This window comes from Paenibacillus sp. FSL R7-0189 (assembly GCF_037969925.1).
In the GTDB taxonomy this organism is placed as follows: domain Bacteria; phylum Bacillota; class Bacilli; order Paenibacillales; family Paenibacillaceae; genus Paenibacillus_AQ; species Paenibacillus_AQ odorifer.
The window spans coordinates 2,862,781-2,884,795 of sequence record NZ_CP150223.1; the positions used below are offsets into that span (position 1 = coordinate 2,862,781).

26 protein-coding genes and 1 riboswitch are annotated in these 22,015 nt (G+C 45.9%); all 26 genes read left to right on the plus strand.

Going from position 1 to position 22,015, the window contains the following annotated elements; all coding sequences use genetic code 11:
• Positions 1–39: 39 nt before the first annotated feature.
• The 26 genes from MKY63_RS12335 to fabZ all read left to right on the plus strand — a co-directional run bounded on the left by MKY63_RS12335 (position 40) and on the right by fabZ (position 22,005).
• Entirely contained in the window at positions 40–612 is a 573-nt protein-coding gene (locus MKY63_RS12335) for a manganese efflux pump MntP family protein (RefSeq protein WP_038573646.1), read from the plus strand.
• Between the two features lie 45 nt (positions 613–657).
• Positions 658–1,245, plus strand: coding sequence for a low molecular weight protein arginine phosphatase (locus MKY63_RS12340; RefSeq protein ID WP_036681588.1), 588 nt, complete (start codon positions 658–660; stop codon positions 1,243–1,245).
• A 48-nt stretch (positions 1,246–1,293) separates the two neighbouring features.
• Positions 1,294–1,376, plus strand: a riboswitch (ZMP/ZTP riboswitch).
• Between the two features lie 74 nt (positions 1,377–1,450).
• Complete coding sequence (locus tag MKY63_RS12345) at positions 1,451–2,035, plus strand: TIGR01440 family protein (RefSeq protein WP_038573643.1); 585 nt, start codon at positions 1,451–1,453, stop codon at positions 2,033–2,035.
• A 115-nt stretch (positions 2,036–2,150) separates the two neighbouring features.
• Positions 2,151–3,398, plus strand: a complete 1,248-nt coding sequence (gene glyA / locus MKY63_RS12350) for a serine hydroxymethyltransferase (RefSeq protein WP_038573642.1) — start codon at positions 2,151–2,153, stop codon at positions 3,396–3,398.
• A 422-nt stretch (positions 3,399–3,820) separates the two neighbouring features.
• Positions 3,821–4,450 (plus strand): uracil phosphoribosyltransferase, encoded by a 630-nt coding sequence (gene upp / locus MKY63_RS12355; RefSeq protein WP_036681583.1) that lies wholly within the window; start codon positions 3,821–3,823, stop codon positions 4,448–4,450.
• A gap of 58 nt (positions 4,451–4,508) precedes the next feature.
• A complete protein-coding gene (wecB, locus tag MKY63_RS12360; protein ID WP_036681581.1) occupies positions 4,509–5,669 on the plus strand; it encodes a UDP-N-acetylglucosamine 2-epimerase (non-hydrolyzing) in 1,161 nt (386 codons plus the stop codon).
• A gap of 178 nt (positions 5,670–5,847) precedes the next feature.
• The gene (locus MKY63_RS12365) at positions 5,848–6,081 is read left to right on the plus strand and encodes an AtpZ/AtpI family protein (RefSeq protein ID WP_036681579.1); all 234 of its coding nucleotides are present in this window, start codon (positions 5,848–5,850) and stop codon (positions 6,079–6,081) included.
• Positions 6,074–6,451 carry an ATP synthase subunit I gene (locus tag MKY63_RS12370; protein WP_036681578.1) on the plus strand — a complete coding sequence of 126 codons (378 nt, stop codon included), beginning with the start codon at positions 6,074–6,076 and terminating at the stop codon, positions 6,449–6,451. Before MKY63_RS12365 ends, MKY63_RS12370 begins: the two co-directional genes overlap by 8 nt.
• 29 nt (positions 6,452–6,480) lie before the next feature.
• Positions 6,481–7,248: a F0F1 ATP synthase subunit A gene (atpB, locus tag MKY63_RS12375; RefSeq protein ID WP_036681575.1), complete on the plus strand. Its 768-nt coding sequence runs from the start codon at positions 6,481–6,483 to the stop codon at positions 7,246–7,248.
• A 105-nt stretch (positions 7,249–7,353) separates the two neighbouring features.
• Positions 7,354–7,566: a F0F1 ATP synthase subunit C gene (atpE, locus tag MKY63_RS12380; protein ID WP_036681574.1), complete on the plus strand. Its 213-nt coding sequence runs from the start codon at positions 7,354–7,356 to the stop codon at positions 7,564–7,566.
• Between the two features lie 97 nt (positions 7,567–7,663).
• Positions 7,664–8,152, plus strand: a complete 489-nt coding sequence (gene atpF, locus MKY63_RS12385; protein ID WP_036681571.1) for a F0F1 ATP synthase subunit B — start codon at positions 7,664–7,666, stop codon at positions 8,150–8,152.
• Complete coding sequence (locus tag MKY63_RS12390; protein WP_036681568.1) at positions 8,149–8,700, plus strand: F0F1 ATP synthase subunit delta; 552 nt, start codon at positions 8,149–8,151, stop codon at positions 8,698–8,700. Before atpF ends, MKY63_RS12390 begins: the two co-directional genes overlap by 4 nt.
• Before the next feature lie 11 nt (positions 8,701–8,711).
• Positions 8,712–10,223 carry a F0F1 ATP synthase subunit alpha gene (atpA, locus tag MKY63_RS12395; protein WP_036681566.1) on the plus strand — a complete coding sequence of 504 codons (1,512 nt, stop codon included), beginning with the start codon at positions 8,712–8,714 and terminating at the stop codon, positions 10,221–10,223.
• A gap of 150 nt (positions 10,224–10,373) precedes the next feature.
• Entirely contained in the window at positions 10,374–11,243 is an 870-nt protein-coding gene (gene atpG, locus MKY63_RS12400; RefSeq protein ID WP_036681564.1) for an ATP synthase F1 subunit gamma, read from the plus strand.
• Positions 11,244–11,482: 239 nt separating this feature from the next.
• Positions 11,483–12,883, plus strand: coding sequence for a F0F1 ATP synthase subunit beta (gene atpD, locus MKY63_RS12405; RefSeq protein ID WP_036681562.1), 1,401 nt, complete (start codon positions 11,483–11,485; stop codon positions 12,881–12,883).
• A 102-nt stretch (positions 12,884–12,985) separates the two neighbouring features.
• Complete coding sequence (locus tag MKY63_RS12410) at positions 12,986–13,402, plus strand: F0F1 ATP synthase subunit epsilon (RefSeq protein ID WP_036681559.1); 417 nt, start codon at positions 12,986–12,988, stop codon at positions 13,400–13,402.
• A 196-nt stretch (positions 13,403–13,598) separates the two neighbouring features.
• Complete coding sequence (locus MKY63_RS12415) at positions 13,599–13,856, plus strand: DUF1146 family protein (RefSeq protein ID WP_036681556.1); 258 nt, start codon at positions 13,599–13,601, stop codon at positions 13,854–13,856.
• A 199-nt stretch (positions 13,857–14,055) separates the two neighbouring features.
• On the plus strand, positions 14,056–15,432 hold the full coding sequence (gene murA / locus MKY63_RS12420) for a UDP-N-acetylglucosamine 1-carboxyvinyltransferase (RefSeq protein WP_036681554.1): 1,377 nt from the start codon (positions 14,056–14,058) through the stop codon (positions 15,430–15,432).
• A 216-nt stretch (positions 15,433–15,648) separates the two neighbouring features.
• Positions 15,649–16,791: a stage II sporulation protein D gene (gene spoIID, locus MKY63_RS12425; RefSeq protein ID WP_038573638.1), complete on the plus strand. Its 1,143-nt coding sequence runs from the start codon at positions 15,649–15,651 to the stop codon at positions 16,789–16,791.
• Between the two features lie 61 nt (positions 16,792–16,852).
• The gene (locus MKY63_RS12430) at positions 16,853–17,596 is read left to right on the plus strand and encodes a M23 family metallopeptidase (protein ID WP_036681550.1); all 744 of its coding nucleotides are present in this window, start codon (positions 16,853–16,855) and stop codon (positions 17,594–17,596) included.
• 272 nt (positions 17,597–17,868) lie between these two features.
• A complete protein-coding gene (spoIIID, locus tag MKY63_RS12435) occupies positions 17,869–18,156 on the plus strand; it encodes a sporulation transcriptional regulator SpoIIID (protein ID WP_036681548.1) in 288 nt (95 codons plus the stop codon).
• Positions 18,157–18,285: 129 nt separating this feature from the next.
• Positions 18,286–19,284, plus strand: a complete 999-nt coding sequence (locus tag MKY63_RS12440; protein WP_036681546.1) for a rod shape-determining protein — start codon at positions 18,286–18,288, stop codon at positions 19,282–19,284.
• A 47-nt stretch (positions 19,285–19,331) separates the two neighbouring features.
• Positions 19,332–20,210 (plus strand): flagellar hook-basal body protein, encoded by an 879-nt coding sequence (locus MKY63_RS12445; RefSeq protein ID WP_036681543.1) that lies wholly within the window; start codon positions 19,332–19,334, stop codon positions 20,208–20,210.
• A gap of 52 nt (positions 20,211–20,262) precedes the next feature.
• Positions 20,263–21,084, plus strand: coding sequence for a flagellar hook-basal body protein (locus MKY63_RS12450; protein WP_038573632.1), 822 nt, complete (start codon positions 20,263–20,265; stop codon positions 21,082–21,084).
• A gap of 10 nt (positions 21,085–21,094) precedes the next feature.
• Entirely contained in the window at positions 21,095–21,319 is a 225-nt protein-coding gene (locus tag MKY63_RS12455; protein WP_036681538.1) for a DNA-directed RNA polymerase subunit beta, read from the plus strand.
• A gap of 263 nt (positions 21,320–21,582) precedes the next feature.
• Positions 21,583–22,005 carry a 3-hydroxyacyl-ACP dehydratase FabZ gene (gene fabZ / locus MKY63_RS12460; protein ID WP_036681536.1) on the plus strand — a complete coding sequence of 141 codons (423 nt, stop codon included), beginning with the start codon at positions 21,583–21,585 and terminating at the stop codon, positions 22,003–22,005.
• The last annotated feature ends 10 nt before the right edge of the window (positions 22,006–22,015 follow it).

Below are 22,015 nucleotides of genomic sequence, written 5' to 3' on the forward strand. Positions count from 1 at the left end.
CGTTGTTGTACAAGATATTTCGGACTTGGGGGGTTAAGCATGGGCTTAGGAGATGTATATACCGAATGGGGGCAGATTGTTACCATTACTATAATGGCGGTTGCATTAGGGATGGATGCCTTTTCGCTCGGTGTAGGGATCGGGATGAAAGGTATTCGTCTGCTGCATGTTCTGCAAATGAGTCTGCTCATTGCTGTTTTTCATATGCTGATGCCTCTCCTGGGTTTGTTGACAGGAAGTTATGTCGGACACTTGTTAGGTCAAGTAACGACTTATGCTGCTGGAGGTCTTCTAGTTCTTTTGGGCGGGCATATGGTGTACAACTCCTTTCGTCCGGATACGGGAAGCTCGCGAGCTATGGATCATCGAACCTTGTGGGGGATGATACTTCTTTCGCTCAGTGTGAGTATTGACTCTTTCTCCGTGGGTGTATCACTGGGGATGTTTGTGAATGGAGTGCTTTTGACCATCTTAGCCTTCGGTGCCTGCGGGGGACTAATGTCGATTCTAGGGTTGCTAATTGGACGGCATGTCAGTCGTGGTCTCGGGGATTATGGAGAAGCACTAGGCGGTGCAATACTTCTGGGGTTTGGCTTGCTATTCATCTTTTGATACAATAACGGCATTAGAATATTTAATTTCATGGGGGTGCAAAACATGCTGCATATTTTATTCGTCTGCACCGGAAATACATGCCGAAGTCCTATGGCTGAGGGGCTTTTACGAAAGCTCGCGAAGGAACGTGGAATCGACCTGGAAGTGCGGTCTGCAGGTGTATCCGCCATTTCCGGTACTTCTATATCAAGACATGCTGCAGCTATACTGCAGGAAGAAGGAATTCATGATTCAATGGAGTCGTCACAATTGACAGGTCAAGCTGTCGCTTGGGCCGACCTTGTGCTGACCTTGACGGGTGGGCATAAGCAGCATTTGCTGCAGTATTTTCCGGATGCTGTAACGAAAACCTATACATTGAAGGAATACGTGCATGATGAAGATGCGGTGACGGAAGATATCAAGGAATTGGACAGCCTTTACGCAGATGCGGAGTTGAGCTTAGCCCTTGGTGGTGAACCGAATGCAACGGATCTGCAGCGGATGATTGAGATTCGCCAGCGTATTCCGAGCTTCGATATTTCTGATCCATTTGGTGGCACGCGTGAGGACTATGAGCTAACTGCTGCTGAGATTCGCACTGCGCTATTCAGTTTGCTGGATAAGCTGGAAACCTTCCGCCATTTGTAAATGGTTGATTTTCAGTTCACTTTGCTTTAAGATGAAGTTACAAATAATCGGTTCCGATGTAACTGGCGACAAATGTGGATCAAACCACGATGGAGCATCGGAATAAACGGCCGGTCGCCTGGGCAAAAGAGCAAATCCGCAGCTACCTGCGGACTGCTCTTTTTTGTTTAAAATAAGCTTGTTTGAAGTTTGAGGAGGTAGAGTGATGGACGAAGTTGTGGAGCTATCATTAACTGATGCCACCGTCACTGTGTTAAGGGAGTTGGCGGAGGCTGGTAACCTTGGGTCAGGCAAAATTGTTGTCATCGGAGTGAGCACAAGTGAAGTTGCTGGTGTCCGGATTGGAACTGGTGGTGCACTTGAAGTTGCAGAACAACTGCTTGAAGGTGTTCGTTTAGTAGCAGCGGAAAAAGGATTTCATCCCGTGTATCAGTGCTGCGAGCATTTAAATCGTGCACTTGTAATGGAACGCTCTCTACTAGAGTCACTTGGTCTGAAGGAAGTATCAGCTGTACCTATACGAGGTGCTGGAGGTTCGATGGCTACGGCTGCTTATCACGCTATGAAAGATCCTGTTTTGGCGGAAACGATAGAAGCTCATGCTGGTTTGGATATTGGCGAGACACTGATAGGAATGCATTTACGGCGGGTAGCCGTTCCTTTCCGTCCGACTCTACGATACATTGGAGCAGCCAGAGTGAATGCGGCATGGACCAGACCCCCACTAATTGGCGGGGAACGTGCGGTATATCGTGCTCCAGAACAAAGTGGTTCACAGTTTTGTGATTAACGAACTTTAGTTTTTATATTTTTTGCAGAAACGTAGACCTAAGTCACTTTATGGCGGGCAAATCGTTTCTACTTAAATACAACATATCTACACACACTAGGGAGGAAATAAGAACATGGAACAATTGCGTAAGAGTGACCCGGCAGTACTGGAAGCGATGGAACTGGAACTGAAACGTCAGCGTGCCAACATTGAGCTTATTGCCTCAGAGAATATCGTTAGCGAAGCCGTAATGGAAGCTATGGGCTCCGTGCTTACGAACAAATATGCAGAGGGTTATCCAGGCAAACGATATTATGGTGGCTGTGAAGATGTAGATATCGTTGAGAACCTTGCTCGTGATCGTGCAAAAGAATTGTTTGGCGCGGATCATGTCAACGTACAACCACATTCCGGCGCTCAAGCAAATATGGCAGTTTATCTGGCTGCGCTTAAGCCTGGCGACACTGTTCTTGGAATGAATTTGGCTCACGGCGGTCATTTGACACACGGTAGCCCAGTTAATGCTTCAGGATTGCTTTATAACTTCGTTGCTTATGGAGTACAAGAAGATACTTTCCTAATTGATTATGATGAAGTACGTAAAGCAGCCTTCAAGCACCGTCCAAAAATGATTGTAGCTGGTGCCAGTGCCTATCCGCGTATTATTGATTTCGAAAAACTTGGCGCTATCGCCAATGATGTGGGTGCGCTATTTATGGTAGATATGGCCCATATCGCAGGATTGGTTGCTGCTGGTCTTCATCCGAGCCCGGTTCCTCATGCTCATTTCGTTACAACTACTACGCATAAGACTTTGCGCGGTCCCCGCGGAGGTATGATTATGTGCAGACAGCCGTGGGCAGCTGCTATTGATAAAGCGGTATTCCCTGGTTCCCAAGGTGGACCTTTGATGCATGTAATTGCTTCAAAAGCAGTCGCATTTGGTGAAGCATTGCAGCCATCCTTTAAGACTTATGCTCAAAATGTAGTGAAGAACGCTAATGTTCTTGCAGAAACGTTGATCAGTGAAGGGGTTAACATTGTATCCGGAGGTACAGATAACCACTTGATGCTGCTGGATACCCGTAATCTGAACATTACCGGAAAAGATGCGGAAAAAGTACTAGATTCCATCGGGATTACTGTGAATAAAAACGCAATTCCATTTGATCCTACAAGTCCTTTTGTAACAAGCGGTATTCGGATTGGTACACCTGCAGTCACATCCCGTGGTATGGACGAGCAGGCAATGGTCACTATTGGACGTATCATTGCTAATGTTCTAAAGAATCCGAAGGATGAGGCAAACTTGGCAGAATCTGCCCGTCAAGTGGCTGAGTTGACTGACCAATACCCTCTTTATCCAGAGTTGAAATACTAAATTTTTGCTTCCAATAAGAAATGATTCTGCCTCCATTCATACCCTCTTCCGGGTTTGATGGAGGCTTTTTTGTTGCATATTGTTCACAAATATTACTGCAGTTAATAGATGAAATTGAATGAAATTAATCTTGAAAGTTCATGGAACTTTCAATAAAATTAGTGAAAATAATGTGAATAGTATGAAAAAGCCAAAGTTGCACAACATAATCTAGGTTTTATAAGTGATTGGTTTCCTAATTAAGCCAATCATTACCTTTAAAAACAAGGAAATACAAGGGAATATGTTCAATGTGAGTTCAAGTACCATTCTGAGGTGAAATGCAGCGGCGGGAGTGCTATAATAGACAGGATTTAGCCACTGAGAAGCAAAGCGCTTTCTATGGCTATAGACAAGACTTACAATTACCGGAGGGACAGTAAATGGGAAAATTGGTGATTTGCGATCATCCTTTAATTCAACACAAACTAACATTTATTCGCGACGTTAGAACAAACACGAAGGATTTCAGAGAACATGTTGACGAAGTTGCCACATTGATGGCTTATGAGATTACACGTGATATTCCACTAGAGACAATTACGGTACAGACACCGGTCACTGAGACGGAGAGCAAAGTGATTTCGGGAAGAATGCTGGGGCTTATTCCTATTCTTCGTGCGGGTTTAGGTATGCTTGAAGGTGTACTGAAGCTTCTACCTGCGGCTAAAGTAGGACATGTAGGGCTTTTCCGTGATCCAGACACTCTTCAACCAGTGGAGTATTATATCAAGCTTCCAACTGATGTACAGGAACGTGAGTTGATAGTGATTGACCCAATGCTTGCTACAGGCGGATCTGCAATTGCTGCGATTACCTCACTGAAGAACCGTGGTTGTACACAGATCAAAATGATGAACTTGATTGCAGCGCCAGAAGGTGTTGCTGCAGTTCAGGAAGCTCATCCGGATGTTGATATTTATGTAGCAGCGCTTGATGATCATTTGAATGAACATGGTTACATCGTGCCAGGCCTTGGTGATGCTGGTGACCGTCTTTATGGAACCAAGTAATAAGTAATTAAGTATTAAGTATAGTAATGCGAGAATATTTGATGAGAGGGTAGGGGTTATGTCCAAAATCAAAGTAATGACTATTTTCGGAGTGCGCCCCGAGGCGATCAAGATGGCTCCTCTGGTTCTTGAACTGAAGAAGCATCCTGAGCATATCGAATCAATAGTATGTGTAACAGCGCAGCATAGAGAACTGCTCGATCAAGTGTTGGAAGTGTTTAATATCACCCCTGATTACGATTTGGATGTGATGAAGGACCGTCAGACCTTGAACGAGATTACTATTCGTGTGCTTGAAGGTTTGGAACCTGTACTGAGGGAGGTTAAGCCTGACCTCGTGCTGGTGCATGGGGACACCTTAACAACGTTTTTAGCTAGTTACGCTTCCTTCCTGCAGCAAATTCAGGTTGGGCACGTAGAAGCAGGACTTAGGACATGGAACAAATTGTCTCCTTATCCTGAAGAAATGAACCGTCAATTAACAGGTGTATTAGCCGATCTGCATTTCGCTCCAACCGATTGGTCAGCTAGTAATCTGAGACACGAGAACAAAAAAGAATCAAGTATTTATATCACAGGCAACACCGTAACTGATGTGTTTCAATATACCGTACAGCCGGATTACCGGCATCCTGTTTTGGATTTTGCTTCAGGAAAAAGACTTATTTTGATGACTGCTCACCGCAGAGAATCTCAAGGTGAACCGCATCGTAATATCTTCCGAGCTATTAAAAGAATCGCTGATGAATTCGAAGATGTCGCCATTGTTTACCCTGTGCATCCGAGTCCTGCCGTTAAGGAACCTGCACATGAGATACTGGGAGGACATCCAAGAATTAAGCTGATTGATCCGCTGGATGTCGTGGACCTGCATAATTTTTATCCGCATACCCACTTGATATTGACCGATTCCGGCGGTCTGCAAGAGGAAGCTCCTTCTTATGGAGTGCCTGTTCTTGTGCTTCGTGATACAACGGAGCGTCCCGAAGGGATAGAGGCTGGAACGCTGGAACTTGTGGGCACGGACGAGGAGAAGGTGTATCAACGGACACATGCTCTTTTGACTGATAATGAGCTCTATCAGTCGATGAGTCGGGCCGCCAACCCGTATGGAGATGGCAAGGCTTCCCAACGGATTGTCAATGCGATTTTGCACCATTTTGGTGTTAATAAGGAACGTCCTGAAGAGTTTCACAGAATGTTCACAAAAAATAAATAATTTCAATTAAACTAATATCTGATCTGATTAAAATCAACATACAGTGAAACTGTACGGTTTATATGGTTTTGGAACGTTTTGCTGTGATTATTTTCATGTTTTCAAGGGTTTTTAGGCAATGTTCAATGAATTGACAAAGACTCAGGAAATTCAGTAAAATTAGTTGGGATTGTAGCCCATGAAAGAACAAAATAGCAAGGACAGCTTGTTACAGACCGCGCTTGTCATTGGAAGTGCAGGCACTTTGCTTGCCGCTTACATTCTTATTGGTTTTTTTGCGGCAAGATGGCTGAAAGACCTGATGGAGGGGCCAAAATATTGGCTCGCCATTGGCACTATAACTGGAATGATTCTGGGAATTGTGAATGTCGCCTTGTTAATTAAAAAATTTTTGGGGGAGCAGAATGGATAATATGACTCCCATGATCAATACCGTCACTAGAGTTACGCTCGTCCTTATGGCAGGACTCTTAATGGGCTGGGTGCTTCATCATGAGACCCGGGCAATTACACTGGGCATGACTCTGGGTCTGGTGGCGGGATTGGTAAACTTTCGTTATCTGGCCGTCAAGGTTCGACGGGTTACGCAGTCGATTGCGAGCAACGAAGGGAATGCCTTCAGCCTCGGTTTTGTTACACGGATTAGCTTCGCAATTTTGGTCACCATGTTCTCGGTCAAGATTGAGCATTTCTCCCTGGTAGCAACTGTTTCGGGCGTATTCATTCCTCAGCTTCTCGCCATTCCTGCGGGGATATATCTGAGTGTGAAGAATAAGCTTTAACCAGATTAAAGAGAAAGGGGGATGATACTATGCATGACATGCCGAAAATATTTGTCGGGGGAATACCGATAGATTTATCCGCCGTGTTGATGCTTCTGATCAGTTGTACAGTGGTATTTGTTCTGGTTATGCTTTCGGTTCGTAAGCTTTCCGTTGAAAATCCATCCAAGCTTCAGAACTTCATGGAATGGGTTGTGGAATTTGTAGAGGGTGTCATAAGCAGTGCCATGGATCTGAAGAAAGGAAAACCTTACATATCTTTAGGGTTGACATTGATTCTGTTTATCTTTGTTTCCAATCTACTTGGATTGCCTTTCTCCGTTGTAACTGAGGCGCATGGACCTGTAACAGTGTTTGGCCACGTGATTGAAGCAACTAAGAACTTGGCGAATGGTGAGCATGCAGAAATTTTATGGTACAAGTCGCCAACTGCTGACATTAATGTCACTGCAGGATTGGCAATCATAGTATTTGTACTGATGAACTTTCTGGGCATTAAGCTCAACGGCAAACATTATTTCAAACACTACATCGAGCCGTTTCCAATCTTTTTGCCACTGAACATTATCGAAAACCTGGCAAAACCTGTAGCGTTGGCTATTCGTCTATTCGCTAACATTTTCGCCGGAGAAGTACTAATTACAGTCATTTTGAAGCTGGGGATTCTCAGTATTCCGTTCCTGGCTGTATGGCAGGGCTTCAGTATTTTCGTCGGGGCACTACAAGCGTTTATCTTTACGATTCTGACGATGGTTTATATCGCACAGATGACGATTCACGAAGAAGAAGCACATTAATGAACTGCTGCGAAGAGAACGGCTATCGTCTGATTTTCCTTCGTGGGAGATATCTTATATCATTAAACACAAATATGAACCGAAATTAAAGGAGGATATTTACAAATGGAATTTTTAGCAGCAGCAATAGCGGTTGGATTGGGTGCACTTGGCGCAGGTCTTGGTAACGGTATGATCGTTAGTAGAACAGTTGAGTCCATCGCTCGTCAACCAGAAGCGAAAAATGCTTTGCAAACAACAATGTTTATTGGTGTAGGTATCGTCGAAGTTATTCCGTTGGCAGCAACAGTTATCGCATTCCTGATTATGTTTACTTAATAAACCGTAGTTACGGTTTGGCGGGGACGGCCGATGCCATCCGCGCCTTACTTTTGTATACGTCCGCATGACGCGGTAACGGAAGGGAGTGACCTCAGTGGATATTGTTTGGACAAACATAGTATTTTCAATTGTCGCCTTTGGGATTTTATATTTCTTGCTTAGCAAGTATGCGTTCAGCAAACTTTTTGCAGTTATGGAGAAGCGCCGTGAGCTGGTAATGCAGCAAATGGACGAAGCTGCGAAGACTAGAGAACAAGCGGTCGCGTATGTGGAAGAGCAGAAGCAAGCGCTGAACAGTGCACGCCAGGAAGCTCAACAGATTATTCAACAATCGCAAATCACAAGCAATCTACAGGTAGAACAAACTTTGGCACAAGCCAAAGCAGATGCAGCACGTGTCAAAGAAGAGGCTGTGCGCGATATCGAGAACGAAAAGAACAAAGCAGTGGAAGAGTTGCGCAGCGAAATTGGAACGGCATCTGTTCGTATTGCTTCCAAACTTCTTAAGAAAGAAGTTAGTGCTAGCGGCGAGCAGGAGCAACTTGTGAACCAATACCTCAAAGAGGTAGGAGGCCAATCATGAGCCGCGATACGGTAGTTGCCAAGCGCTACGCTAGAGCATTGTACAGTGCAGCGGTAGAGAAAGGGATTACCCTTGAAGTAGAAGAAGAGCTCAAGGCAGTGGTTGGGTTATTACATTCCGACCAAGAGATAAAGCGGTTTATTCTTGCACCGCGCATCTCGGAGTCCGACAAGCTGAAAGTGCTGCGCACAGCGCTTCAAGATAAGCTCTCTCCCATCGTGATGAACATTGTAGAATTGTTAGTAGAGCGAGGCAGAACCGATATTTTTGCCGATCTGCTGGATACGTATATCAAGATTGAAGGAGACGCTCTTGGCATTGGTGATGCTAAGGTATACTCTGTTTATTCTTTAAGTGAAGAAGAAAAAGCAGCTGTAGCTGCAGAATTCGGCCAACTCGTAAACCGTAAAATCCGGATTACGAACGTGGTGGACCCAAGCCTGTTGGGAGGACTGAAAGTTTATATCGGCGATAAGCTGTATGACGGCAGTCTGTCTAACAAATTGGAGCGTCTCGAGAAATCCTTTAATGATAAGCATAGAAGATAGGGGTGAGGATATTGGGCATCAGACCTGAAGAGATCAGCACTTTGATCAAAAGTCAAATTGAGGAATATAAAGCCGATATCGAAGTTGCCGAAGTCGGCACCGTCATTCAAGTCGGCGACGGTATCGCCCGTGTCTACGGTCTGGAAAACGCAATGGCAGGCGAATTGCTAGAGTTCTCCAACGGAGTAGTGGGCATGGCGCTCAATCTGGAAGAAAGCAACGTCGGTGTTGTTATTCTGGGTGAGTACAAGGAAATTCGTGAAGGCGATCAAGTAAAACGTACAGGACAAATTATGCAAGTTCCTGTTGGTGAAGCTCTGCTCGGCCGTGTAGTTAACGCACTTGGTATGCCGCTTGACGGCAAAGGCCCAATTGCTACAACTGAATTCCGTCCTGTAGAAAATAATGCACCAGGTGTTATCGATCGTAAATCGGTACATGAACCGATGCAAACAGGTCTTAAAGCCATTGATGCGATGGTACCAATCGGTCGTGGACAACGCGAACTTATCATTGGTGACCGTCAAACAGGTAAGACTGCAATCGCAATTGACGCGATTATCAACCAAAAAGGCAACGGCATGAAATGTATTTATGTTGCCATTGGTCAAAAGCAATCCACAGTAGCACAGGTTGTAGAAACTCTTCGCCGTCATGGCGCTTTGGAATATACAATCGTTGTAACTGCATCGGCTTCCGAGCCGTCCCCATTGTTGTATATTGCTCCATACGCAGGCTGCGCAATGGGCGAATACTTCATGTACAAGGGCGAGCACGTACTGATCATTTACGATGACCTTTCGAAACAAGCTTCGGCTTATCGCGAATTGTCCTTGCTGCTTCGTCGTCCACCGGGTCGTGAAGCATTCCCAGGTGACGTATTCTACTTGCACTCCCGTCTTTTGGAGCGTGCAGCTAAGCTTAGTGATGAGCTTGGTGGTGGTTCATTAACCGCACTTCCATTTATCGAAACACAAGCATCGGACGTATCAGCTTACATTCCTACGAACGTAATCTCGATTACAGATGGTCAAATCTTCCTTGAATCCGATCTGTTCTACTCTGGTCAACGTCCGGCGATCAACGTCGGTATCTCCGTTTCCCGTGTAGGGGGCTCCGCTCAAATCAAAGCGATGAAGAAGGTAGCCGGCTCGCTCCGTTTGGATCTTGCCCAATATCGCGAACTTCAAGCCTTCTCACAGTTCGGCTCAGATCTTGATAAATCTACACTTGCCCGTCTGAATCGCGGGGCACGTATGATGGAAGTTCTGAAACAAGGTGTGAATCAGCCGTTGTCTGTTGAGCATCAAGTGCTTAGCTTGTACACAGCTGTAAAAGGATATTTGGATGATATTCCAGTTAAAGACGTAAAACGTTTTGAAAAGGAATTCCTTGCTTACATGGATAGCAGTGCTGCTGATGTAGCTCAATCCATCAGGGATACAAAAGATTTGACAGCTGATAACGAAGCCGCTCTAAAAGCAGCGATTGATACCTTTAAAAGAGGTTTCGCTACTAGCTAATATAGATAGACTTTAACGGATTTTACTAAGTGAGCTTTGGCTCTGCCGAAGCTCAGGCTGTGCTTATGAAGTAGCTTTGACTCCGTCAAAGCTAAGATGATGCTTACGAAGTTAGCTTTGACTCCGTCAAAGCTTTAAGGTGGTGAAATCATGGCAAGAAGCATGCGTGATATTAAACGTCAAATTAAGAGTGTTCAAAACACAAGACAGATCACAAAAGCGATGGAAATGGTAGCCGCATCCAAGCTGAGAAAAGCTCAGGAGAAGGCAATTGCCGCCCGTCCTTATGCTGAGAAGCTAAAAGAGGTTGTATCGAGCATTGCTGCTGGCACAGAAGGTGTTCAACACCCTATGCTGGTTAGCCGCCCTGTGAAGAAGACTGGTTATCTAATCGTTACCTCTGATAGAGGGCTTGCAGGTGGTTACAACGCTAATATTTTGCGTAAGGTGACGATGCTCATCGCGGAGAAGCATAAGTCCAAAGATGAGTACGCATTGTTTGTTATTGGTCGTAAGGGCCGTGACTTTCTACGTCGCCGTGAATATCCGATTGTACAGGAAGTTACTGAGCTTTCGGATGCGCCGAAGTTTGCTGACATCAAGTCTATCGCGAATTCGGCAGTACAGCAGTTTGTAGATGGTACGTATGATGAGTTGTATGTTTGTTACAATCAATTCGTCAATGCTATCACCCAGATCCCAACCGTTGAGCGACTGTTGCCTATGGATGGAGTAGGGAATCAAGAGCATCATGAAGCTTCTGCAAACTACGAATATGAACCTTCACCGGAAGGCGTGCTAGAAGTATTGCTTCCAAAGTACGCTGAAACTTTGATTTATAGCGCAATTCTGGATGGCAAGGCCAGTGAGCTGGGTGCGAAAATGACAGCTATGGGCAGTGCAACGAAGAACGCGTCGAAAATGATCGGAGAACTTACCCTTACGTACAACCGTGCCCGTCAGGCGGCAATTACGCAGGAAATTACCGAGATCGTGGCCGGAGCGAACGCGCAGTCTTAAAATACAAGAAAAGTTAAACCGAGTGCTTAACTTGTCTTGTATTTTACGAGAAACAGTGCCGCTTGCTTAGGGTACATAGTTCCTTAAGAACGGCACTGTAAGTTCTTCTTACAATATAAGAAAGTATAGGTTTTACACTATACGAAATGCTTATATTTCTACGAGAAACGGTTGTCATCTTTATATGACGACAACGTCGTTTCTTCTTGATGTAACAGCTTTCGAGGAGGGAAAAGAAGATGAACAAAGGACGCGTTGTAAGCATTATGGGTCCGGTTGTCGATATTGAATTTGAACGCGGCCAGTTGCCCGAGATTTTCAACGCTATCAAAATTGAAACCGTCTTGGACAATGGTCGTCAGCTTAACCTAACACTTGAGGTTTCCAATCACTTGGGAGACAATCTGGTACGTTGTATCGCGATGTCTTCTACTGATGGTCTGGTTCGTGGACTGGATGCGATCGATCAAGGAGGTCCAATTTCGGTTCCTGTAGGGGAAGCGACATTAGGCCGTGTATTTAACGTACTTGGTAATCCAATTGATAACGCTGGTGAAGTTCTTGCTGAGAAAAAGAACCCGATTCACCGTCTCGCACCAACATTTGACGAATTGTCAACACAAGCGGAAATCCTGGAAACAGGTATTAAAGTTATCGACTTGCTCGCACCTTATGCTAAGGGTGGTAAAGTCGGCCTCTTCGGCGGTGCCGGCGTAGGTAAAACAGTAACAATCCAAGAATTGATTAATAACATTGCCCAAGAGCACGGTGGTATTTCCGTATTCGCAGGTGTCGGTGAACGTACTCGTGAAGGTAATGACCTTTATCACGAAATGACGGATTCCGGCGTTATTAAGAAGACAGCAATGGTCTTCGGACAAATGAACGAGCCTCCAGGTGCACGTCTTCGTGTAGCTTTGACCGGTTTGACCATGGCGGAATATTTCCGTGATGTGGAAGGCCGCGATACGCTGCTCTTTATCGATAATATATTCCGCTTTACCCAAGCGGGTTCCGAAGTATCCGCTCTTCTCGGCCGTATGCCATCCGCGGTTGGTTATCAGCCGACTTTGGCTACTGAAATGGGCCAGCTGCAAGAGCGTATCACATCGACTAAAAAAGGTTCCGTTACATCGATTCAAGCAATCTACGTACCGGCGGATGACTACACTGACCCTGCTCCGGCTACAGCGTTTGCTCACTTGGATGCAACAACTAACCTTGAGCGTAAAATTTCCGAGAAGGGGATTTTCCCAGCGGTTGATCCACTGGCTTCCAGCTCGCGTTTGCTAGCTCCAGAAATTGTTGGCGAAGAACATTACAACGTAGCACAAGGTGTTAAACAATTGTTGCAACGTTATACCGAGCTTCAAGACATTATTGCCATCTTGGGTATGGATGAATTGAGTGAGGATGATAAGGTTATCGTAGCTCGTGCTCGTAAAGTTGAACGCTTCCTGTCGCAGCCGTTCCACGTGGCTGAACAGTTCACTGGCTTTAAGGGTAAATATGTACCAATCAAAGAAACTGTACGCAGCTTTAAGGAAATCCTGGATGGTAAGCATGATGATCTTCCAGAAGCAGCTTTCCTATTTGTAGGTACGATTGAAGAAGCAGTAGAAAAAGCGAAATCGATGTAACCTGAGCTTAGCTAATGCTTTCGATGCAAGCTTTACTTCGTAAAGCTTAGTGCATGCTTTCGAAGCGAGCTTTACTATGTAAAGCTTTAAGGAGGAATGGAAGTGAATACCTTTTTGTTGGAAATTGTCACGCCGGAGCATCTCGTTTACTCCAAGCAAGTGAATAGCTTGATTGTAAGAGGGGTCGAAGGCGAGTTGGGTATTTTGCCGGGACACATTCCGCTTGTGACTCCACTTCAGGTTGCTCCGTTATCCGTCAAATCGGACGGTGTTACGATCTCCATCGCCGTTCATGGCGGATTCGTTGAAGTGCATAAGGACAAAGTAACTGTGCTGGCTGAAAGTGCCGAGCTGCCAACAGATATCGATGTTGAGCGCGCCGAAGCGGCTAGAGAACGGGCTCAGCGCCGTCTCCAGACTCGGAGCAAACAAGATGATATCGATCACCGCCGTGCGGAATTGGCGCTGCAACGCGCTGTTACACGGATTAAAGTGTCCACTGGAAAAGGACAACAGTAGGAAAAAAGCAGTCAAGCCTTATGGGTTTGACTGCTTTTTTATTATAGTAATCTATTGAAAAAGGTTAAAATTTCTTCATTATTTTGGATAATGGCGCTGAATTGTTTAAAAATTTGTAAAAGTACTGGATTCTTTTGCCCTTCACAAGTATGATATAAGAGTCGATTTCCGAGTAATACGAACACGGAGGGTTAGCATGGAGGATATATTGTCGGGTGGGTTGTCTAGTGCAGTTGGAACCAGCAGTATGGTCTCAATGATTGTATCTTTGCTCAGTGTTGTATTATCTTGGTGGGCATTGCAGAACCTTAAGCTCGATTTGGTCATAAGATATCCCAAGAGTCCTCAGGGAAGGCTGCTGCACTTGCTGTTGGCCATTGTACTTGGTCGTTTTGTAGCGGGGTTCTTCCTGGATTACCTGAGCTGGAGTGGGATGATCCGATATATGTTTTAAGGGGATGTAGTTTGGTTATAAGTGTCTTAGGTCGCAGTGGTCAAAAGGTGTCGAATAATAAGGTTTTATTATGTCAACACTGAACTTTAAGGAACATGCCCGAGTAAATGGGCGTATTGATGGAGTAGAGAACTTTTTTGCAATTACTTTAATCTAAAAAAATAATTTAAGAAATAATGGACGCGGAGGGAAACCGAAAATGAGCAAATTTATCGTCCGCGGTGGCAACAGATTGACCGGGAGCGTGAAAGTTAGCGGCGCAAAAAATTCCGTATTACCGATCATAGCCGCCTCTCTATTGGCAGAAGAAGGAGTAAGCGTCATTGTAGACGCACCTCCGCTTGATGATGTGATGACGATATCAAAAATGTTGGAATCTCTGGGTGCAGGGGTTACATATCAGAACGATATTATCCAGGTGGATGCTACAAACATCACTTCCTGTGAAGCACCTTATGAATGGGTTCGAAAAATGCGGGCGTCTTTTTTAGTCATGGGCCCACTGTTATCTAGACTTGGTCAGACAAGAATTTCCCTGCCAGGCGGCTGTGCCATTGGTACACGACCGATTGATCAGCATTTGAAAGGGTTTGAAGCACTGGGTGCGGAGATTAGTCTCGGCCAGGGCTACATTGAAGCGAAAAGCAACGGACGCCTGCGCGGTGCCAAAGTGTATTTGGATGTAGCAAGCGTAGGTGCGACCGAAAATATAATGATGGCAGCTACACTAGCTGAAGGCGTGACCGTTATCGAGAATGCGGCTAAGGAGCCTGAGATTGTAGACCTAGCTAATTACTTGAATGGTATGGGCGCTATCGTGCGTGGTGCGGGAACAGGCGTTATTCGTATTGAAGGGGTAGAACGTCTGCATGGGGTCAAACATCATGTAATCCCTGACCGTATCGAAGCAGGTACGTACATGGCGGCTGCAGCAATTACCGGTGGCGATGTATATGTGGAAGGCGCAATTGCAGATCACTTAGGTCCTGTTATTGCTAAGATGGAAGAAATGGGTGTAACCATTATTCCCGACGAGAACGGTATTCGTGTAATCAGTGACAAGCCTCTCAAAGCTGTTGATTTGAAGACTTTGCCGTATCCAGGTTTTCCTACGGATATGCAGTCGCAAATGATGGCATTATTGCTGCGTTCTGAAGGTACCAGTGTCGTTACAGAAACCGTATTTGAGAACCGGTTTATGCATGTGGATGAATTCCACAATATGAACGCTGAGATTAAGATCGAAGGTCGCTCGGCGATCGTTACAGGTAATGCACAATTGGTCGGAGCTAAGGTTTGTGCTACGGATCTGCGTGCGGGAGCTGCGCTTATTTTGGCAGGTCTGGTTGCTGAAGGCACTACTGAAGTAAGCGGAACTCATCATATTGACCGCGGGTATGTTCATTTGGCTGAGAAGTTGTCCGGACTGGGTGCGGAAATTTGGCGCATTTCCATGGAGGATACTTCAGCGCAAACCGTGAAGGATGAAGTTCTTAAACCGGAAGTATCCAAGAGTGAATCGACTAAAACCGAAGAGGTTAAACCACGCTTTCAGGTTCAACCAACTTGGGTATAATATCACTCATTAAGAGAGACCAGGCTGCAGATTGCAGCTTGGTCTTTTTTTATGGAATCCTCATCTGATGGGGATTTTTTTGTGCGCAATTTAATAGCCTGCGGTCTAGTAATAGATTGAGGACAGGAACTCTCTTTCTCTCAAATTGTGTTCTAGCAGTTGCTGTAATTTCATATCTATAAGAATCACCAGTGATTCACGGAAGGAGCCATAGAGATGAAAGATTTCCGCTACTTGCGAAGAAACAAGACAACGCGCTGGCATTCGCGTCCCCTTGCTCCCCGGCGCAGGCGACTCATTCCCGTCGCCTGGCTCGCAGCGCCTTTCCTGGCGGCGCTGCTGATTCCGCTGGCGGTTGTCCCGCTACACCGGGGACAACCGGCGCCTGTGGCCGTGCCGGCGGTCACGGCCCCTCCGGCGGCGCCGGAGACGGCTGCGCAGGAAGCGCCGCAGCCGAACGTCTCTGTCTATTTGTCGCACAGCGGACAAATAGAGACATTGCCGCTGGAGGACTACGTCCGCGGCGTGCTAGCGGCCGAGATGCCGGCCGACTTTGAGCTTGAAGCGCTCAAAGCGCAGGCCGTAGCGGCCCGCACCTTTATCATGCGCCGCCTGGTGGCTGGCGACAGAAGCGGCGTACCCGTTCCGGAGGCGGATGTAACCGATACGGTAAGCCATCAGGCTTACATATCTAAGGACACGCTGGAACGGCAATGGAAGCTCGGCGGAAGAAGCGCCGACCTCGCAAAGCTGCAGCGCGCGGTCCTTGAGACGCGCGGAGTGATTATGACTTATAAAGGGCAGCCGATAACGGCCTCCTTTTTCGCCTCCAGTGGAGGATATACTGAGAACTCAGAAGAGTATTGGAATGCAGCGATTCCCTATCTGCGCAGTGTGACGAGTCCTTGGGAGAAAGAGATTACCCCAAACTATGCGGTGACTAACACTTTTACTGTTTCTGAAATACTTACTAGATTGGGTCTGAACGATAAAGTCATTCCAGCCTCCAAAGAAACTACCAATTCAGGAACTACAACGAAGATTTCATCATCTTCGAGATTACCTATGGAAGTGTTGTCTCTTACCACTGGACATCGGATTAAAGAGATCTCTATTGGAGGCTCTATATTTACTGGACGTGAAGTGAGGGAGAAGCTAGGCCTACGATCCAGCCAATTCAGTTGGAGCCGTAAGGGGAATAAGATCTTGATCACGACCTTCGGAAATGGGCATGGGGTAGGGATGAGTCAGTGGGGGGCAAATGGGATGGCCAAAGAGGGTGGAACAGCTACCCAAATTCTCAAACACTATTATAGTGGTATCTCATTTACACAAATCTCAACTCTTCTGAAAAAATAACTTGAAAGATACGTATAAAAGAGAAAAGCCCGGTAACACTGGTTACTGAGGTGATAACCATATGAATGAACAAGACAAAAACAAAACAAACCAAGATGAATCTCTCAAAAAAACTCAGGGAGATTTACCTGGTGCAAAACCTTCTTCATGGAACAGACTGGTATCTAAACGTTGGGTATTCCCAGCAGTCTACACGGCGGCAGCGGCAATTATACTAACCTTGGTGTGGGTCTATCAGGATGCCGGCCAAAAGCCGCTCAACCAGGACACTGCCGCCACTTCGCAGCAAGTAGGAACTTCCGCTAATGAAGCTGGTACAACAACCGGAGGTCCAGATGCACTTGAAGTTGTTGCTTCAACGGAAAGTATGACTTGGCCAGTAGCTAATCCAGGTGAAGTAGAAGTAGTTAAGCCGTATTATGATGAGAATGGTACAGAGGACAATCACGTTGCCGCTATGGTGCAATATAACGACAAATTTATTCCTAATGTCGGAATCGATATTGCCCGTGAAGACAACAATACGTTCGATGTCAAAGCAGCGCTCAGCGGTGAAGTGACCAGAGTGGAAGATGTTGCGGTATTAGGTAAAGTGATTGAAATTACCCATCAAGGTAATTTGAAGACTGTATACCAAAGTCTTGGTGAAACAAAAGTTAAACAAGGCGATGTAGTGAAGCAGGGAGATACTCTTGCCACAGCTGGTCGCAGTGAGATCGAAAAGAACCTTGGAAATCATGTACACTTTGAAGTGTACGAAGATGGCAAAGTAGTCAATCCATCGGATTTACTGCCACAGCGATAAAAATTTCTATAGCAGGGGGCGAAAGCCCCCTATTTTTTTGTGTATATAGGGATTTTTAAGGTTATGTTTGTGATGAGCCTTTTGTTTACGCGGGAAACGGTTGTTGACCTAAAGGGACAGCGACGGCTTTTCATCATGCTAATAACACGGGTTATTAGGTTGTCCATTAAATAAAATGAGCCCTCCATAGCTTGTCATGTCTTGAAAGCGCGAATATATAAGCCCGCCCCTCATATAATGTACCAAACTATCCACAGTTGGGAGGCGGGAGCGTGCACGATTACATCAAGGAACGTACGATCAAAATCGGACGCTGCATCGTGGAAACCAGGCATACGGTCCGGACCATAGCCAAGGAATTTGGCGTTTCAAAGAGCACGGTGCATAAAGATTTAACTGAGCGTCTGCCAGAGATCAACCCTGATCTGGCCGATCAGGTGAAGCACATTCTCGAATATCACAAGTCCATCCGACATCTTCGGGGGGGAGAAGCCACAAAAATCAAATATAAAAAATCGACGGGGAAAAAACGTGAGGTTGCTGTAGCATCAAAGCCATGAGATTTTCGGAAATTTAAGGAAATATTCAGCTTTAATACATTGTGTACTTCCCCTAAAGTATGGTATTTTTAAATTTAGTACTAACTGCTGTTTTTTCAATTAAAATAACACTTTGGGGGCTCTTTCATTATGTTTAGCAAGGATATCGGAATCGACCTCGGCACGGCCAATGTGCTCATACATGTTAAGGGAAGGGGAGTCGTTCTGGATGAACCTTCCGTGGTCACACTTGAAAGTGATACGAAGAGAGTCCTTGCGGTGGGAGAACAGGCACGTCGCATGGTTGGACGTACACCTGGAAATATTATAACAATCCGTCCTCTCCGGGATGGTGTCATTGCAGATTTTGAAATCACAGAAATGATGCTTAAGTATTTTATCGACCGCGTTGGCGGCCGGTCCTGGTACGCACGGCCCCGTATTCTGATTTGCGCCCCTACAAATATTACATCTGTGGAACAGAAGTCCATACGGGAAGCGGCGGAGCGGAGCGGGGCTAAGGAAGTTTTTATGGAGGAAGAGCCAAAAGCCGCTGCAATCGGAGCGGGAATGGATATTTATCAGCCTAGTGGGAACATGGTCGTCGATATCGGTGGCGGAACGACGGATGTAGCCGTACTTTCTATGGGCGACGTCGTTACCGCTTCTTCGATTAAAGTCGCAGGAGACAAGTTCGATGAGGCCATTTTAAGATATATTAAACAAAAGTATAAGCTGTTAATCGGCGAACGTACGGCAGAGGATATTAAGGTTACAATTGGCACCGTGCGTCCAGGCCTGATGCAGGCTGAAATGGATATTCGTGGTCGTGATATGGTAAGTGGACTCCCTCAGACGCTCACTATTACTTCAGGCGAGGTAAAAGAAGCACTATGGGATCCGGTTTCTTCTATTGTGGCAGCTGCTAAGTCCGTTCTGGAACGTACACCGCCTGAGCTATCCGCAGATATTATTGACCGGGGTGTTGTTCTAACTGGTGGTGGCGCTTTACTTAATGGATTGGACGAGCTCCTCTCGGAAGAATTACATGTTCCGGTGTGGATAGCGGAAGACCCGATGCATTGTGTAGTTAAGGGAACAGGAATAATGCTGGATAATTTGGACAAGGTCGTTAAGAAAAAGTTCTAAGCAGCCGATATAAAAGGTAGCAAAAGATTCGGAAGGGGACTACCTTCATGATAAGAGGATTATATACAGCCGCTGCAGGTATGGTTACACAGCAGCGTAGACATGATACGGCAACACAGAACATCGCTAACTTGAATACAACGGGGTACAAGCAGGTTGACAGTGTCAATCATGCTTTTCCGGATGTATTGATCTCTGCTATGAGTAATGGCAATACAAAGCCAGTGGGGCGTCTTAACACTGGGGTTTTTGCAGAACAGTCGATATCCCAATATTTACAGGGTGATTTAAGGGAGAGCGGCAAGACCATGGATTTTGCTTTATCTACGGATTTGCAAGTAGCTGATCCTGTGACAGGTCAAAATATCTCCTTTGATGGTTCGGGCAAATATGTAAGCCCTGAGGGTGAGGTTGTTTATCGTCCACAGGCCTTCTTTACTGTACAGGATGCTGAAGGGAATAATCTGTATACGCGAAATGGGAGCTTCTCAATAAACGCGGCTACAGGAGAGGTACTGAGCAGTGGTGGCTTCAAGGTTCTTGATTCCACAGGCAAGCCCCTTGTCTTGACAGGAAATCAGGACACCCTTAAAGTGGACGGGCAGGGTAATTTGCTTAATCCAGTAACAGGACTTCCGACAGGGACCAAGCTTGGTGTGAGTGTAGTAACAAAGCCACAGGAGCTTGTACGTGACGGTAATGGTGTATTTCACGCTGATGATGTAGAGGCGGCAGATATCCGTTTCTCTATCGGAACAGATAACATGCAAGTACGCCAAGGTTACTTGGAAAGCTCCAATGTAGATCCTACTCAGGTTACTGTGGATTTGAATGCCGCCTATCGGGCTTATGAAGCGAACCAGAAGATTGTTCAATATTATGATGGCAGCTTGCAGAAGGCTGTAAGTGAAGTTGGCAGGGTTTAGGCAGTGCTTAGGAAATGAGCTTTACAGGTAGAGCTTATAGGAGGTTTGATCTATGAACAACTCAACGATTAGTGCAGCAGTCTCCATGTCGAGCCTTCAGCAGCGGCTTGATATTATAGCGGATAATCTAGCCAACATGGATACCAATGGTTATAAGAGCAAGCAGGGCTCTTTTGAGGACGTGCTGACTCGTGTACAACAGCAATCGGATGATTATGACCAACCGGGCCGTTCTACACCCCTAGGCTTTAATATGGGTTTTGGGACTTATGTGCCTTCGATCTCAACGAATTGGGAAGAGGGTCCCCTTAAAGAAACAGGGAGTCCGACCGACTTAGCCATTCAGGGCAACGGGCTTTTTGGTGTTCAGGTCAATGGTACTACGGCGTACACACGTCAGGGTGATTTTCACTTTATTCCTGACACGACTGATGCCAAGATGATGGTATTGGTTGATAACACAGGAAACTCCGTTTTAAATACAGAGGGCAAACCTCTAACGGTTCCTGTAGGTGTGAATGCTGCTATCGATGAATCCGGTCGTGTGTTAACGAAAAAGACGGAGAATGGACCTGTTCAGGTAGCGGGTACTATAATGATAGTAGAACCTAAGACACAGAATGCCTTAAAGGCTGTCGACGGGAATTTCTATATGCTTGCAGATGGAGTTACAGCACAGCAGGCTTTTGTACAAAGAGCGGCAGGCGAGGCATCTGGAATTGGAGTGCGCTCAGGATGGCTGGAGCAGTCGAATGTCGATATGACCTCAGAAATGACAGAAATGATGCAGATTCAACGCACGTATCAACTCGTAGCTCGGGCACTTTCGTCCAGTGATCAGATGTTTGGTCTAGCCAATAACATGCGCGCGTAGAGGTGAAGGAATGGATCGACAGGAAAAAGTTAAATCGGAAGAGAAGAAAGAACCCTCTCCACGAGGGATCTCCAAATGGACCATGATACAATGGGTTCTTATTCCCTTGCTTCTCGTAGCTGCACTTGGAGGCGGCCTGGCCGTCGGTTACGTTGTCCTGGGTAAGAAAGAGTTAAGCGATGCTCTGCAGTGGAGCACGTGGAGACATGTATATGATTTGGTTTTTGCTCCATAAATGAAGATGATTTAACCACTCCCTTGTTATACAAGGGAGTTTTCTTTTTTATGCTGAAAAATGTATAATGGTGGGGGGCCTCGGGCAGCAAAAAGGGCCCTCTCCGCCATGCTGCCGCATCCGGTGGAGAAAGCCCCTTATCTCAACCTCCACTTCTGCAGTTGGTGAAGGATAAATATAGTTTTTACCGAACCTGCCTAATTTTATGCATTTCGGCAAAGAATAAAAGAAAATGTGCAACATCCGAAAGGAGTTTTGTCATAATGCTGGATATCAACCAAATTCAAGAAATCATCCCCCATCGGCCTCCATTTCTGCTGGTGGACAAAATTATCGAGATTGAAATGGGCAAAAAAGCTGTAGGAATCAAAAATGTAACGATCAATGAACCGTTCTTTGTAGGTCACTTTCCGGGCTATCCGGTAATGCCGGGTGTACTGATTACAGAAGCCCTTGCACAAGTGGGTGCGGTTGCTATCCTGGGAGTAGAGGCTAATCGCGGCCGAATCGGTTTTTTAGCTGGGCTGGACGGATTCCGTTTCCGTGGTCAAGTGGTACCAGGCGATACACTTACTCTTGAAGTAGAGATCACCCGTCTTAAGGGCAGCATCGGAAAAGGACAAGCTACTGCTTCCGTTGAAGGTAAGGTTGTAGCCTCTGGAGAAATTATGTTTGCTCTGAGCTAAATATTTTATT